The sequence below is a fragment of the Arcticibacterium sp. genome, from assembly GCF_055134445.1.
In genome coordinates this window covers 1-14969 of record NZ_JBSRVI010000134.1, presented here as the reverse complement: position 1 = coordinate 14969, position 14969 = coordinate 1, and the positions used below count along the sequence as shown (strand labels likewise).

Here is a 14969-nt window from a genome sequence, read left to right as displayed (position 1 = left end):
AGTATAAAATGAAGATTAAACTTTTCGCAACCCTATTTGCTGCATTAATGATAGCTGGGATTGGAGCCAACGCTCAAGTAAAAATTGGTTACACAAACATTGATTATATCCTAACCAACCTACCAGATTCTCAAGTAATCCAGGAAAAGTTGACCACAGAGAAAGCTCAGTATGACAAATTATTACAAGAAAAAGTAGCTGGATTCCAAAAGTCTTATGAAGACTATCAAAAAAATGCAGCCACCATGTCTGCAGTAATCCGTCAAGACAAAGAAAAAAGCCTTCAAACAGCTCAAACTGGTATTCAAGAATTTCAGCAAAATTCTGAAATGGCTATTCAAAATAAGCAACGTGAATTATTAGCTCCTGTAATGGATAAAATTCAAGTGGCTATTGACGAAGTAGCTAAAGCTAACGGTTATACTCATGTACTCAACTCTGACGCTGGTTATGGAACAACACCTGTAATCTTAGTAGCTCCAGATTCTGATAACATTACCAACCTAGTATTTAAACACCTAGGCGTAGCTATACCTTCTGAAGAAGCAGGTAACAACTAAGATATTCATCTAATTTCAAGGCCTCTTTGAGTTATCAAAGAGGCCTTTTTTATAACTTATTGGGTATTCCCAGTTCCTTTTAACGATTCATGAATTATTTAATAGTCGATTTAAATATTCAACTTGATGGCCATAAGATTGGTTTTGTGCAGCAAACACTCAATTGGTTGGCTAAAAATCAAAAAGAATACAAAGGAACTTTTCATTTTCTGGTAAATACAGAACTTCAGATTCCTGAAAATACCAATATCAAGGTAGAAGTTATAAAACCTCATACTTCTTCTAATTTCGATGCTAAAACCACGCTTAAAAAGTATAAGAATCAATGGGACTTCATCAAAGTTAAGGCGGGCCAGTTTGACGCCCAAAAAATAATCTTAATGGAGTTCGACATCTATCAAGTAGCTATTGGGAATGATTCCAAAACAGGATTTGATATTGCCGGCATTTGGTTTAGACCCTACTTCAGACAGGTTTCTTTGAGTAAATCCATTATTCCTACCATCAAGTTTAAAATAGCTAAATGGAGAAAGCAAGGGATGTTTAGGTTGGCTCTAAGGAATAAAAACTTGCAACAAATTTTTATTCTGAATGATAAAGTCACGGTAAATGCTCTTAATGAAAAGCATGGCGAAAGACTATTTTATTTACCTGATCCAGTTTTTGACTACGAAATAACGGAAACTATTGATATCAGAAAAAAGTATGGTATAGAAAAGTCAAAAGTAATATTCTTGATTTTTGGACATATTGACGACAGAAAAAACGTTGGAAATATTTTAAAAGCACTGGAAGCACTTCCAAAAGAAATGCAGTCTGAAATAGTGCTTCTTATGATTGGTAAGGTTGGTAAGGAATACAAATCAAAATTGCAGAATGAATTAGATAAAAGCAGAAGTACCGTTCAAATCTATCAAAACGATCAATTTGTGAGTGATGATGAGATGGAAGCACTTTTTTCTCAATCTGACTTAATTCTAAGAATGAATGTCAATTATTTTGCGAGTAGCGGAATAATAGGGATGGCTGCTAAATACAACAAACCGTCTTTAGTGTCTGATTATGGTATTGTGGCAGATTTAACTAAAGAATACGAACTAGGCTTAGAAGTAAACCCGGAAGACACTTCCGCCATTACGAAGAAATTTTCGGACATTATGAACTCCGAAAATAAATGGGAAATAAATGGTCAACAATATTATAAAGACCATGGCACTGAAGCTTTTGTTACAACGCTTCTTGACCTTCCGTAGGGAGTATTGCTTCATTAAGCTCGGCTTCCCAAGCCAATTGACCGGTACAGTTCCAGTGTGTATCTCCCTTTGCAAACCCAGCTGCACCTAATTTATTCAACATTCCAAAGGCATCTAAAACTTGCATTTCAAGCTTGGGATGGTTTTGAACTCTAGAAACCAACTGATTATATTCTCCTAAGTCTCTTCCAAGAATACTGGTTTTGTTAGGTATAATACTCAAAATAACTTTATCAAAACCCAACTCCCTATATTTTTGAGCTGTAGCATTCACATGGCTTACCAGACTATCTATTTCCTTTTCTTCAATCTTATCAAATGCAGAGCTTAGACCAGATGTTGAGGGTAAATAATATAGTAAATGCTCACCTGTCTTGTTTAGAACAACACTATCATCTACCCTTCCAAAAAGCTTATAGTTTAGAGCCGCTTTCCATTCTCTAATAGTCATCATGAAATCGTAACCAAAAAGCACGCCTTCATGAAGTTCTGTAGAATATGGTAAGTCAAAATCGACAACTTTTTTAAACCAACTTTTCTTTACCTCATTAGAAATGATTTTCTTATTTTCGACAATTTGGAGACCATCCCACACTCCCGTAAAACGCTCTCTAAAGTGACGCTCTATCGTTTCTATGACTAGGACATTATACGCTGAAGTGTCAATAACCACCTCCTCCTTCCAATCTACTCTGATATAATCATATTTTGAAGCTACAAAATTACTAGAATCCATTCTAGTTCTTTCTGTAAAGCTATCACCCGCTAATACAAGATGGGTTTTGGGTATTTTCTCAATATTTGGAGATTGACAATCCTCATATAACTCTTTAAACTTAGAGAGATTAGACATTCTATAAAGATCGCCATACCTATAATCATTCTTAACCAAACCGTGCTCATAGAGCCAATTTGACAAACCATGTGAGCAACCCTCTAACCATAAGAAAGCCGCTAAAACCAAAGCTATGTATTTAAGTATTTTCAAAATTGGAAATATATAAATTGATTAGACGTGAACACTCCAAAAAAGTAGCAAATAACCATGATACCTATAAATTTCACGTAAAAGGCTGGTGTTTTACTCGTATCAATAATTGGAATATAAATCTCCTTAAGCATTAAAATAAGGATGACTAAAGCACAAAACCACAGTTCTGCAAAAGACAAAGGACTACTAAAGCCAGCGTATGAATCAAGATTGACAATCTTAGAAAGTATAGTTAGAGCATTAGTAAGTCCCTGAGCTCTAAAAAACACCCAGCTCAGCGTAACTAAACTGAATGTAAAAGCTACCTGAAAAATCGTGGTTAAACTATTCTTAGGGAGTTTTAACCTAATATGTTTTTGCCAGTACATGGCCATAACCAAAAAGATTCCGTGTAATGCTCCCCAAATAATAAAGTTCCACGACGGCCCATGCCATAATCCAGAAATTGTGAAAACAATGAAATAATTGAGATAAAGTCTATACTCCCCTACTCTATTTCCACCTAAAGGAATGTATAAGTAATCTTTAAACCAAGTAGATAAAGAAATATGCCATCTACTCCAAAACTCCGCTATAGATTTGGAAATATATGGCACATTAAAGTTTTCCATGAGGTTAAAGCCCATCAGCCTGGCACAGCCGATGGCCATATCTGAGTAGCCAGAAAAATCACAATAGATTTGGAATGAGTAAAACACCGTCGCTAATAGTAAAGTAGCTCCACTATGCTCGGTAGGGTTAGAATAACAATAGTCTACCATGATAGCTAGCCTATCTGCCACCACTACCTTTTTAAAAAGCCCCCAAGCTATTCGTATGAGACCTTGTTTGATATTTTCAAAATTGTATTTAAAATAGGTGTGAAATTGAACCAATAAATTTTGCGGACGCTCGATAGGTCCTGCTACCAGTTGAGGATAAAACATCACATAAAGTGAGTAAATAATAAAGTCTTTCTCTGGCCGCTGTTTTTTTCGGTATACCTCAATGGTATAACTCATGGCTTGAAAAGTATGAAAAGAAAGCCCAATAGGTAATTCTAAACCATAATTAGGAATTGGGTTTTGAATCCCGACAAGATTCAAAGCAAAACTTAAATTCTGATTGATAAAATTGAAATATTTAAAAATGGCTAGAAAGCCAATATTGGCCACCAAACTAATCGCGAGCCACCATTTCCGCTTTTTACCCTCTGCCTTATCAATTAAAAAAGCGGCATAATAATCCACTATTATGGTAAATAGTAAGATTAAGATATAGACTGGCTTAAAAGCCATATAGAAATAACAACTGGCCAATAATAAAAGCCAGATTCGACCTCTATGTCTTAGGCTGTAGTATAAAATGGAGACTACAATGAAAAAGAAAACAAACTGGATGGAATTAAAAAGCATGTAAGCTAAGTGGCGACTTGTTTTATTTGAGGCACTTTGTCTATTTCAAGCCAAAAATACTAAGAAATCTCCACTGCATCGTTATGTCAATTTAGGCTTTTTACGAGCTCTCTTTACTAAAATAGAACCATTATGAAGTAACTTGCAAACCTTATGATTCATCAACAAGAACCCATCTGTGCTTTAGCCACCGCTCCAGGAGTCGGTGCCATTGGCGTAATTCGTATTTCAGGTCTAAATGCCATCCAAATAGTGGATGTAATTTTCAAAGGCCGTAAGCTAGAAAATGTTAATTCGCACACCGTCCATTTTGGAACCATTCAAAAAGGAGAAAAGGTAATTGACGAAGTATTATCAGCCGTTTTTAAGTCTCCTAAGTCATTTACAAAGGAAGACACCGTTGAGATTTCTTGCCACGGAAGCTCTTTTGTGATTAAAGAAATACTCAAACTACTTTTGGACAATGGCTGTAGATTGGCAAAACCTGGAGAGTTTACGCAAAGGGCTTTCATGAATGGACAGTTTGACTTGGTACAGGCAGAAGCCGTGGCAGATTTGATTGAGGCCGATTCTGCCGCCGCTCATAATTTGGCCATTAATCAGCTGCGAGGTGGCTTTTCAGATAAACTAACTTCACTAAGAGATGAACTTATTCATTTCGCCAGCATGGTGGAACTTGAACTTGATTTTGGCGAAGAGGATGTTGAGTTTGCCGATAGAGACGATTTGAAGAAATTGATAAAAAGCCTTCAAACGCAGTTAAACCCGCTTATTGATTCTTTTGATGCCGGAAATGTTATCAAAGAAGGAATTCCTGTGGCAATTATTGGCCAGCCAAACGTTGGTAAATCAACCTTACTCAATGCTCTTTTAAAAGAAGAAAAGGCCATTGTAACGGAAATAGCAGGTACCACCAGAGATTCCATAGAAGACACCATGGTGATACGCGGCATGAAATTCAGATTTATAGATACCGCAGGAATTAGAGAAACGGTAGATATCGTAGAAGGTATAGGCATAGAAAAATCAAAAGCAGCTTTACAAAAAGCTCAAATAGTACTTTTCTTGTTTGACGCAAAAGACGAACGAACTTATTTGGAGAAAAATTATAGCAGCTTAGCCAAAGACAAAAAGGTATTTTGGGTTAAAACCAAAGCAGATTTGAATGCCACAAAAACTGACGCTGACATTAGCATCTCCGCAAAAACTGGAGAAGGCATATCAGAACTAGAACATCTGGTTTTTGAGTCTACAGCTATTAAAACGCAAGGTGACACCGTACTGACAAACCTAAGGCATTACGATCTCCTCATAAAAACCAACGAAGCTCTAAGCGAGGTACTAAATGGCTTAGCCATGAATATCACAGGTGATTTCTTAGCTCAAGACATACGTTTGGCTCTTATGCATCTTGGAGAGCTTACCGGAACCATCACCACAGATGACTTATTGAAGAATATTTTTGGAAAGTTTTGTATAGGGAAGTAACAACACTTCTTTTATTTGCTAACACCTTGTTTTTCTTTACATTAGAGTAGTTTACACTACTCTTTTTTGTTGCCCAATTGCTCTTATTTGTGTATCTTTGTTGCCAAGGTGTTGCCCGTACAACAAACTTGTTGCCCAGCAGCCCCTTTTTAAAACACAGGTGAAATGATGCACCATATTGCTACACATTGCACCACAATACAACATAATGCACCATTGAGCAGTAATATTCAAATACCTAAGAATTGTGAGTTTTGCGGCAAAGCCTACATAGCCAAAACCACTGTTACAAGATTTTGTAGCCATAAGTGTTCGCAACGGGCATATAAAGCACGAGCTAGAGAAGAGAAGGTGCAGAAATCCATAGAATCCAAACTGACTCCTATTTCGAAACCAGACGCCAAAAGAATTATTAACCCTTTAAATTCAATACAACTTAAAGAGTTCCTGAGCATCAATGAAGTTTCTGATTTACTTGGTGTAAGCCGTTGGACCATCCAAAGAATGGTTCAACGAGGCCAACTTTCTGTGAAGCAGATTGGCCGCAAGAAAATAATGTCACGTCAGCAAGTTGATGACTTCTTTAAATCCTAAACTAATAAAGCAATGAAAATAACATTACGCCAACGCCTTAAAGGAAACAAGATTAGTCTTTACCTAGACTACTACGAAAACGGTAAAAGAGAATATGAATACCTGGGTCTTTATCTTAAGCCCGAACCTAAAAAGGGTGCTTTGCCAAAATCGGCAAAAGACGAAAACCGAAAGATTCTGGAACTGGCTGAAAGCATTCGCTCAAAAAGGCATCTTGAAATCCAAAATGAAATATATGGCTTCCGAGATAAAGAAAAAATGAAAGGCAGCTTTCTAAGCTACTTCGATTCTTTGACTGAAAAGAAGAAAGAAAGCATTGGGAACTATGGCAATTGGGATAGCGTAAGAAAGCACTTAAAAGGCTACAGTCCGCATGATATCACTTTTGATAGATTAAATAAAGAATGGGTTGAGGGATTTAAAGATTATTTAAATGATGTTGCTTATACAAAATCAGGCTCCAAACTTTCCTTAAATTCTAAATACTCCTATTTCAATAAGTTGAGAGCTGCTTTAAAACAAGCTGTAAAGGATAGCCTTCTGAAATTTAACCCAGCTGATAACGTTGAGCCATTTCCACAAGACGAAACCCAAAGAGAGTTTTTAACACTTGATGAAGTCATTACTTTATCCAAAGCTCATTGCTCCAATAGTATTTTAAAAAGGATGTTTCTTTTCTCATGCTTGACAGGCTTACGTTGGTCAGACATTGAAAAATTAACTTGGCAAGAAATACAGCATTCAAAAGAGTTGGGCTATTACATTCGATTTCGACAAGCCAAAACAAATGGCGTAGAAACCCAGCCTATTTCAGAAGAAGCACGGTCTTTACTAGGTAATGAAGGACAGCCAAAGGAAAAAATATTCATTGGCTTGGCTTACGGAAACTGGAACAAAACCATTCTTAAAGATTGGCTGTTAGAAGCAGGAATCACTAAGCATATCACTTTTCATTGTGCCAGGCATACTTATGCTACTTTACAATTAACTTTAGGAACTGATATCTACACAGTAAGTAAACTTCTGGGACATAAAAACCTTCAAACCACCGAGATTTATGCCAAGGTTATTAATGAAAAGAAAGTGGATGCAGCGAACAAAATAAATATAGGATTATAAATGGAGCTTAATTTATACCGAAGCATTCTTACGGGAGTTTTAAAACCTTGGTCTGAGAAAAATCAGAACATGAAGTTCTTTTCGAATAACCTCACTCCTTCTTTAATTTCACCTAATTCAACTGAAAATTTCCGAACAGAATTAATTAAGGCTTTAGGCAAGAATCATGAAGTCTTTGAAGAAGAAAGTATTAACTTATACATATCGCAACCAGCTGGAAATATATCATACACAATTTCCAAACCTTTAGTTACAGTTGAAACACCTCCACCCACCAATTCAAAAGAACGATTCTATTTTGGGATAATAGAAAACGAAACCACTAGGATTTCCAATAACATCCTACAGGCATTGCTACGTAAAATTGAAGACTATGACCGCTCATACATCATCAATGATTCTTTAATATCTCTGAGAAGCTTTTTACAACACATAGGCGAAGTAAATAAAGCCCTTATTGATTTAGATAAAAGCTCAAAGGCAATACTCAAAGTTCTTACTAATAATGCTATTAGACTTTTGCATGAAATTGAATTGTGTTATCCACAATTCTTGAAACAAATCTCATCGGATAAGATTTTGATTTTTAATGAGCTTTTAAAAGAAGAGCTACCAGAAGACGACTATTATTCTACATCATCCGAAATACCAGAAATCCATTTGGCACTTTCTAATGTCAAACTAAAATTAACCCCTTCAAATGTTCAGCTTTCAAATAATTTAACCTTTGGCTTTAAAGGTGATAAAGAAAAATTAGAAACAGTTTTTCGCTTGCTTGAAATAGAACTCGAATTTTTCAAATCACCAACTACGCTTGCACAAGTCATAGACGTATTCACTACAACTAGCCTTACTTCGGCAAGTCCTAAAATATACCTTGGTATAGAAACAAAAGAATTTAGATATATAATTGACCAAATAGGGCCACAATTCAGAAATTTAAAAATAACCCCAATAGATAATTCTAAACTTTTCCATTCTCTTAGAAACCCAGAAAAAACCATTACCAGAGGTAATTTATCTTCTTCCAAATCTCAAATTGATGTTAAGAATAAATCAACCATTGACAACATTCTTAAGCATCTGATAAAATAAACCTAAAAAGAACATTTAGATGATTTAGATATGTCATTTAGATGGCAATATCTAAAGGACTCCGCTTGCTGAAAATCCAACATTTGCTTCGTAATCAAAACAATAGATACGATGCAAAACAACGATTTAATTCTCGACAAGCTTACAGAAATAGCCGACAAGCTATCTGAGCAAAACATCCTCCAAAAGGCTGTACTTAATCTAAATGAGGCCAGCAAATACTTGGACATTAGTCCATCCCATCTCTACAAGCTAACCAGCAACAAACAGATTCCGCACTTCTGTCCGCAAGGCAAAAAACTCTATTTCAAAAGAGAAGAGCTTGACCAGTGGTTACAGCGAAATCGTCAAGTGGCATCTGATGAAATTGAAAAGATGGCAGCTGACTATGTCATAAAAAACAAAAGAAAATAAGGTATCCACCATTAAACAAAAAGAACATGGCATCAGGTACCATATTTTCTAATTTTTCAGAACCAGTAGAAAACAAGGCTATTATTCTTCTAAGAAAGCGGATAGCCACAGATGAGTTCAAAGAACCAATCTTAGCCATTAGAAATCTAATAGCGAACGGTGAAAAGGAGAAAGCCCAAAAGCTAAAAACAAAACTTTTGGCTTTCACGCCATCTGGTACATTTAAAGAGAAACGCATTGCTGCAAATCTTGATATGTACAGTGGTTTTATTCACTTGGATTTTGACCACATACCCATAGATGACTTTGAAAAATCCTTTGACATTATAAAGTCAGACCCTCATACTTCATTCTGCTTCCGAAGTCCAAGCGGTGATGGTTTGAAAGTCTTTGTGGAAGTATACACCAAAGCAGAACACCACGAAACAGCTTATCAGCAGGTCTTAGATTACTTCCAAAGCTTAACTGGTTTGCAAGCCGATGAAAAATGTAAGGACATCACAAGACTTTGTTTCTTCAGTTATGACCCTGATATGTATTCCACAATATCGAATACCAAATTTCAGGTTTCATTGCCAAACGGCTTAGAAGCAAAGCAGGAGCCAATCATTTTCACACCTCCGCCTAAAAAAGAAACCGCTCCCCCATCTCACATGCTCACTGAGCTTTTCGACCAACAAATTCTTTTCACCAATCAAAAACAATCATATCAAAATGGAAATCGTAATAATTATATTTATATGCTGGCTTCAAACTGCAACAGGGTTGCCATCCTCATGGAAGTCTGCCTGGAACTTTGTACGCAAAATTATGACCTCGACAATCGAGAAATCAAAGCATCTGTTAAAAGTGCTTATGAGAACCATCCGCTAGATTTTGGCAAATATGCAAAACTTGCAAACAGCAAAGATTCTACTTCCATTGGTGTTACAAAAGAAATAACGCCTGATGAAGATTATTTAAAACTCACACCCGTCATTCCTGCAAAGGTGTATGAAAACCTACCCAACCTTTTAAAAAAAGGCACTAGTGTATTTTCTGACCCTCGTAAACGTGATGTATTCTTTACCAGTGCCTTATCCATTTTAAGTGGATGTCTTCCAAATGTTTCGGGAGTGTACGGAGGCGAAAGAGTATATCCACAGCTTTTCACCTTTGTGATTGCTCCAGCAGCGAGCGGCAAAGGAGTTATGAAAAATGCAAAGAGATTAGCAGATGCTTATCATGATAGAGTAATTGAAGGCAGCAGAGCTGCACAAAAGAATTATGATGGAGAATTGATTGACTACAAAGCACTTCTTCAAACGCGTAAAAAAGGTGAACCAACACCTGAAAAGCCCGAGGAGCCAAAGTTTAAGTTAGCCTTTATTCCTGCAGATTGTTCCAAAGCACGAATGATAGAACATTTGGCCGCTAATGGCGAAGAGGGCATTATTTGCGAAACTGAAGCAGATACCCTCAGCGGAGCTAAAAAGCAAGATTGGGGTGATTACTCAGCCCTTTTAAGAGCCGCATTTCAGCATGAAAGATATGCTAGCTCTCGGAAGACCAATAATGAATTTAGTGAGCTGAAAGAGCCTAAATTAGCGGTTGCACTTACTGGCACACCGGCACAAGCCCCCAGACTTATTTCATCCTCAGAAGACGGACTCTTTAGCCGTTTCGTTTTCTATGCATTTAAGAATGAACTGGAATGGCTAGACCCCTCACCATTTGCCCAGAAAGTAGTCTTGAATGACCACTTTGATGCTTTATCCAAAGATGTATTATCCATGATAGACTTTCTTTCTTTAGAAAAATCTGAGTTTTATTTCAGTATGGACCAATGGGATTTTTTCAACATTAGTTTTAGAAAGTCATTATTTGATGTAGCCACCTTTACCAGTGAAGATGCGGCTAGCGTAGTTTTCAGATTAGGTCTTATTACTTTTAGAATAGCTATGATTCTAACGGCCATAAGGAAATTTGAAAATGGCGAATCAAACACCCAAATCACGTGCTCAGATGAAGACTTTCATAGTGCTATTGCCATATCAGAAGTTTATCTAAAGCATAGCATACTTATGTTCAATAATCTTCCTAATCAATCTGAGACGGCCACTTTTAAAGGAGGTGAAAACAAAAAACTTTTCTTTGAGGCCCTTCCACTATCATTCAGTAGAGCCGAAGCCCAGAAAATAGGTCAGTCTTTCACGCTTGGCACTCGTACCGTTGACCAGATTCTCAGAAACGCCCTAGGCAAGGACTTAAAGAAAATTAAGGCAGGGCTTTACGAAAAGAATACATCTTAGTTAAAATGTGACATATCATCTCATTTTTTAGTGATACACTTAATATCACATAGTATATTGCAGAGTCAGATTTACAAAAAATGAATAGAATAAAGGAGGTACTGGAAACACAAGGCCGTAGCCAGAGGTGGCTAGCAGAGCAAATTGGCAAAAGTTATAACATGGTGAACGCCTATGTACAAAACCGCCAACAGCCCCGTCTGGAGCTCTTATTTCAAATAGCGGAAACACTAGATATAAATGTAAAAGAACTTATTAACGACAAATTCAAACCAAAGTGAGCAAAAACGAAAAAGCCCTAGATTTTTTCATCGGGAAGTTACTCGATGATGCAGGAATAAAATTCACCCCTAATGGCAGTAGTATCAAAGAAATACACACTGCCCTAAAAACAGCATCAAAAAAAGGAACAAAAAAGGTTGGTTTCCCTGAATTTGTCGGTATTTCAAATGACTTCATTATTGTAATTGAAGACAAGGCCGAAACCGAAAAACAGGCAAATTACTCTGATGATGAAAATACTGTTCTTTCCTCTGACTTAAAATCGCTTCAAGATTATGCCGAGAATGGTGCTTTGCATTATGCGAACCACATTATCCAGCATACAAGCTTTAAAAAAGTATTTGCCTTCGGTTGTTCAGGTGATGAAAAGCACCACATTATTCGTCCACTTTTTGTAGACTCTAAAGCGTATAAATTATTAAAACCGGTTGAAAACTTTCAGAACTTCTCGGCAACAAATATTGAGAAATACTACCATGAACAAGTTCTAGAAGAAACTCCAACTGAAATTTTAGAAAAAGATGCCCTAATAGCGAAAGCAAAAGAACTTCATGAATATTTAAGAAACTATGGTCAGCTCGGAGACGATGAGAAGCCCCTTGTTGTTTCAGCAATTTTATTGGCTCTAAGTGACCCTAATTTTAAAACAGACAATCTTACCGGTGACAATGTTCGAACGGATGGTCAAAAGATATTTGGAGCTATAGAGGACTATATGAAAAGAGTAGAGGTCACCCCAGATACAAAAAAAGAAAAGGTTCTGAATCAATTCAATATCATAAAAGATAGAACACTTCTAAACCAAATTGACGACAGACTAAGGAACACAAACAAAAACGATGAATTAGCTAAAACACCTTTAAAATTCTTTACCGAGTTTGTTGAAAATAATATTCTGGCTTCTGTTAAAGCCAATACCAGTGAAGATGTTTTGGGTTTATTTTATGGCGAATTTATTCGATTTAGCGGAGGTGATGGTCAAACTCTTGGAGTGGTACTCACACCTAGTCACATTACAGATATTTTTTGTGATTTAATAGATTTAAGACCCACAGATAAAGTATTTGACCCTTGTTGCGGCACTTCCTCTTTCCTGATATCAGCCCTTCATAAAATGCTAAATCAAGTAAATACGAAGGAGGAGCAGGAACGCATAAAAAAGAATCAATTGCATGGAATAGAAATCAGAGAAGATATGTTTTCAATTGCCACTACTAATATGATTCTTCGGGGTGATGGTAAAAGTAATCTGGAGAACAAAGACTTCCTAAAAGTAGCCATAAGTGATTTACGAAGAATGAATTACACGGCAGGCTTCATGAATCCACCTTATTCCCAAGCTAAAGGCCGAGACACCGCTCACCTTTCAGAAATACACTTTATAGAACATCTTTTAGATGGTCTTGCTGATAATGGAAGGTGCGTTGTTATAGTACCGCAATCAACAATGGTTGGTAAAACCTCTGAAGATAAAAAAGTTAAAAAACGTATTCTAGGTAAACACACTTTGGAAGGAGTAATAACACTTAACAAAGAGACATTTTATGGTGTTGGAACAAACCCTTGTATTGTCATTTTCACCGCTTACAAACCACACTCAGAAAAGAAATTTTGCAAGTTTGTAAACTATGATGATGACGGCTTCATTGTAAGAAAACACATTGGCTTAGTTGAAACGGAGCGTGCTAAAGAGAGAAAATCGCACCTGCTTAATTGCTGGCTTCATGATGCCCCAGCAGAATCAAAGTTCATGGTAAAAACCACTATTGAACCCGAAGACGAATGGCTTCATTCTTTTTATTATTTCAATGATGAAATTCCAAAAGCAGAGGATTTTGAACAAACAGTTGCAGACTATTTAACTTTTGAGTTTAGTATGGTTATGCAGGGCAGGGATTATTTATTTACAAACGCTTAATGAAATGAATTTAGACTTAAAAAAACAGAATTGGAAAGAGTTTGATTTAAAATTAATTTTTCCAAAAATTCAAAGAGGTAAGCGATTAAAAAAAGCTGACCATTCTAAAGGTCAGACTCCGTATGTCTCTTCAACAGCTTCAAACAATGGTGTTGATAGCTTTATTGGTAATATGGTAGCAGTTAGGAAATTTTCAAATTGTTTGTCTTTGGCTAACAGTGGTAGCGTTGGTGCCTGCTTTTATCAACCTTTTGAATTTGTGGCAAGCGACCATGTAACAAGGCTTGCAAACCCAAAATTTAACAAATATGTGTATTTGTTTCTTTCAGGTGTTGTTACGAGGATATCAAGTAAATATAGTTTCAACCGTGAAATAAACGATTCTCGAATTAAGAAGGAAAAAATTTTATTGCCGGTGAATAATAAGGGGGAACCTGACTTCGAGTTCATGGAAAATTACATGAGAACAATTGAGGCTAAGCAGTTGAAAAAATACAAACAACATATATCACTGAATATCAGCAAATTAGAATGGGGGGGGGTAAACAATGAAGTGAAATCGACTTGGTTTGAGTTTGAATTGGGTAAACTTTTCAAGCTATCGCAAGGCAAATCAAAAGGTCTTAATCATCTAAAGAAATCAAGTTCAGGTATTAATTATTTAGGTGCCACTAATCTTAATAATGGAGTACTTTCAAATGTAGAAAATGTAAAAAAGTTAATTCACAAAGGAAATGGAATAGCATTTATTAGAAATGGTGAGGGTTCAATGGGGTATTCTATTTATAAGGCAGAAAATTTTATTGCAACTTCCGACATATCAGTTGGATATAACCCAAACTTAAACCGCCATGTTGGATTGTTCATAACAACGGTTGCTGATAAGGTTAGAGGTAAGTACAATTTTGGATATAAAAGGAGTGGTAAAAGATTAAAGAAAGAGAAGTTGCTACTTCCAGTAAATGAGAAAAATGAACCAGATTATATGTACATGGAAAACTATATGAAAATGTTAGAAGTAGAAAAACTAAAAGTGTACCTGAATTACAAGAGATTAGAAATCTTATAACTCACATTTTAGTATAAACAAATAAAACTTCAGAAATAAATCTTAGAACAACAGGAAGATATAAATCACATATCACCATTCTTTATTTTGTTTTAATTAACACTTACTATTAATAATATTTATTACTTTTGTAGTGAAAATAACCTTTACAGAAAAAAAAATTGAGAAAGTCGCCAACGATGATAAGCTAATGCTGAAAAAGTTGGGTCCAATTAGGGCAAAGATTTTCCGCCGTAGGATGACTGCACTACAAGTCGCTAGTACTTTAGAAGAAGTGCGTCATTTACCAGGTAATTTTCATGAATTAGTTAAAGATAGAAAAGGCCAGTGGGCATGCGATTTAGACCAGCCTTATCGCCTTATTTTTACACCACATGAAAAGCCAATACCAACAAACGAAGATGGTCAATACGTTTGGCTCGAAATAGTTGGTATTGAAATTATAGAAATAACAGACTACCATTAAGACCAAAACCGATGAATACTTATCACCCCCAATCC

The 14969-nt window shown here is 36.1% G+C and carries 14 protein-coding genes; 12 read left to right on the top strand and 2 right to left on the bottom strand.

Translation table 11 applies throughout. The annotated features are described in order from the left end of the window. Positions 1-8 precede the first annotated feature (8 nt). A complete protein-coding gene (locus tag ACTBZY_RS17240; protein ID WP_463047595.1) occupies positions 9-560 on the top strand; it encodes an OmpH/Skp family outer membrane protein in 552 nt (183 codons plus the stop codon). An 89-nt stretch (positions 561-649) separates the two neighbouring features. Then, entirely contained in the window at positions 650-1813 is a 1164-nt protein-coding gene (locus ACTBZY_RS17235; RefSeq protein WP_463047594.1) for a glycosyltransferase, read from the top strand. Here the strand turns inward: ACTBZY_RS17235 and ACTBZY_RS17230 are convergent. Both ACTBZY_RS17230 and ACTBZY_RS17225 read right to left on the bottom strand, forming a co-directional pair. Next, the gene (locus ACTBZY_RS17230; RefSeq protein WP_463047593.1) at positions 1788-2801 is read right to left on the bottom strand and encodes a hypothetical protein; all 1014 of its coding nucleotides are present in this window, start codon (positions 2799-2801) and stop codon (positions 1788-1790) included. The two genes, ACTBZY_RS17235 and ACTBZY_RS17230, sit on opposite strands and share 26 nt — an antisense overlap. After that, the gene (locus ACTBZY_RS17225) at positions 2798-4198 is read right to left on the bottom strand and encodes an MBOAT family O-acyltransferase (protein ID WP_463047592.1); all 1401 of its coding nucleotides are present in this window, start codon (positions 4196-4198) and stop codon (positions 2798-2800) included. Before ACTBZY_RS17225 ends, ACTBZY_RS17230 begins: the two co-directional genes overlap by 4 nt. Positions 4199-4351: 153 nt before the next feature. Here ACTBZY_RS17225 and mnmE point away from each other — a divergent pair, with 153 nt between their 5' ends. From mnmE to ACTBZY_RS17175, 10 genes are all read left to right on the top strand, one after another. Then, on the top strand, positions 4352-5686 hold the full coding sequence (gene mnmE / locus ACTBZY_RS17220; RefSeq protein WP_463047591.1) for a tRNA uridine-5-carboxymethylaminomethyl(34) synthesis GTPase MnmE: 1335 nt from the start codon (positions 4352-4354) through the stop codon (positions 5684-5686). Positions 5687-5851: 165 nt separating this feature from the next. Further along, on the top strand, positions 5852-6280 hold the full coding sequence (locus tag ACTBZY_RS17215) for a helix-turn-helix domain-containing protein (protein WP_463047590.1): 429 nt from the start codon (positions 5852-5854) through the stop codon (positions 6278-6280). A gap of 12 nt (positions 6281-6292) precedes the next feature. After that, a complete protein-coding gene (locus ACTBZY_RS17210; protein WP_463047589.1) occupies positions 6293-7399 on the top strand; it encodes a site-specific integrase in 1107 nt (368 codons plus the stop codon). Beyond that, a complete protein-coding gene (locus ACTBZY_RS17205; protein WP_463047588.1) occupies positions 7400-8494 on the top strand; it encodes a DUF6617 family protein in 1095 nt (364 codons plus the stop codon). It abuts the gene before it with no gap. 111 nt (positions 8495-8605) lie between these two features. Continuing rightward, positions 8606-8908, top strand: a complete 303-nt coding sequence (locus ACTBZY_RS17200) for a helix-turn-helix domain-containing protein (protein WP_463047587.1) — start codon at positions 8606-8608, stop codon at positions 8906-8908. 26 nt (positions 8909-8934) lie between these two features. Further along, on the top strand, positions 8935-11199 hold the full coding sequence (locus ACTBZY_RS17195; RefSeq protein ID WP_463047586.1) for a DUF3987 domain-containing protein: 2265 nt from the start codon (positions 8935-8937) through the stop codon (positions 11197-11199). Between the two features lie 80 nt (positions 11200-11279). Then, positions 11280-11480, top strand: a complete 201-nt coding sequence (locus tag ACTBZY_RS17190; protein ID WP_463047585.1) for a helix-turn-helix domain-containing protein — start codon at positions 11280-11282, stop codon at positions 11478-11480. Next, on the top strand, positions 11477-13399 hold the full coding sequence (locus ACTBZY_RS17185) for an HsdM family class I SAM-dependent methyltransferase (protein ID WP_463047584.1): 1923 nt from the start codon (positions 11477-11479) through the stop codon (positions 13397-13399). Before ACTBZY_RS17190 ends, ACTBZY_RS17185 begins: the two co-directional genes overlap by 4 nt. Before the next feature lie 4 nt (positions 13400-13403). After that, complete coding sequence (locus tag ACTBZY_RS17180) at positions 13404-14468, top strand: restriction endonuclease subunit S (RefSeq protein WP_463047583.1); 1065 nt, start codon at positions 13404-13406, stop codon at positions 14466-14468. Positions 14469-14706: 238 nt separating this feature from the next. Continuing rightward, on the top strand, positions 14707-14934 hold the full coding sequence (locus ACTBZY_RS17175; RefSeq protein WP_463047582.1) for a hypothetical protein: 228 nt from the start codon (positions 14707-14709) through the stop codon (positions 14932-14934). Positions 14935-14969: the final 35 nt, after the last annotated feature.

Excerpts from the sequence above, each read along its gene's own strand:
- ACTBZY_RS17240 (WP_463047595.1), top strand. The coding sequence starts at position 9 with ATGAAGATTAAACTTTTCGCAACCCTATTTGCTGCATTAATGATAGCT.
- ACTBZY_RS17235 (WP_463047594.1), top strand. The coding sequence starts at position 650 with ATGAATTATTTAATAGTCGATTTAAATATTCAACTTGATGGCCATAAG.
- ACTBZY_RS17225 (WP_463047592.1), bottom strand. The coding sequence starts at position 4,198 with ATGCTTTTTAATTCCATCCAGTTTGTTTTCTTTTTCATTGTAGTCTCC.
- mnmE (WP_463047591.1), top strand. The coding sequence starts at position 4,352 with ATGATTCATCAACAAGAACCCATCTGTGCTTTAGCCACCGCTCCAGGA.
- ACTBZY_RS17215 (WP_463047590.1), top strand. The coding sequence starts at position 5,852 with ATGATGCACCATATTGCTACACATTGCACCACAATACAACATAATGCA.
- ACTBZY_RS17210 (WP_463047589.1), top strand. The coding sequence starts at position 6,293 with ATGAAAATAACATTACGCCAACGCCTTAAAGGAAACAAGATTAGTCTT.
- ACTBZY_RS17205 (WP_463047588.1), top strand. The coding sequence starts at position 7,400 with ATGGAGCTTAATTTATACCGAAGCATTCTTACGGGAGTTTTAAAACCT.
- ACTBZY_RS17200 (WP_463047587.1), top strand. The coding sequence starts at position 8,606 with ATGCAAAACAACGATTTAATTCTCGACAAGCTTACAGAAATAGCCGAC.
- ACTBZY_RS17195 (WP_463047586.1), top strand. The coding sequence starts at position 8,935 with ATGGCATCAGGTACCATATTTTCTAATTTTTCAGAACCAGTAGAAAAC.
- ACTBZY_RS17190 (WP_463047585.1), top strand. The coding sequence starts at position 11,280 with ATGAATAGAATAAAGGAGGTACTGGAAACACAAGGCCGTAGCCAGAGG.
- ACTBZY_RS17180 (WP_463047583.1), top strand. The coding sequence starts at position 13,404 with ATGAATTTAGACTTAAAAAAACAGAATTGGAAAGAGTTTGATTTAAAA.
- ACTBZY_RS17175 (WP_463047582.1), top strand. The coding sequence starts at position 14,707 with ATGACTGCACTACAAGTCGCTAGTACTTTAGAAGAAGTGCGTCATTTA.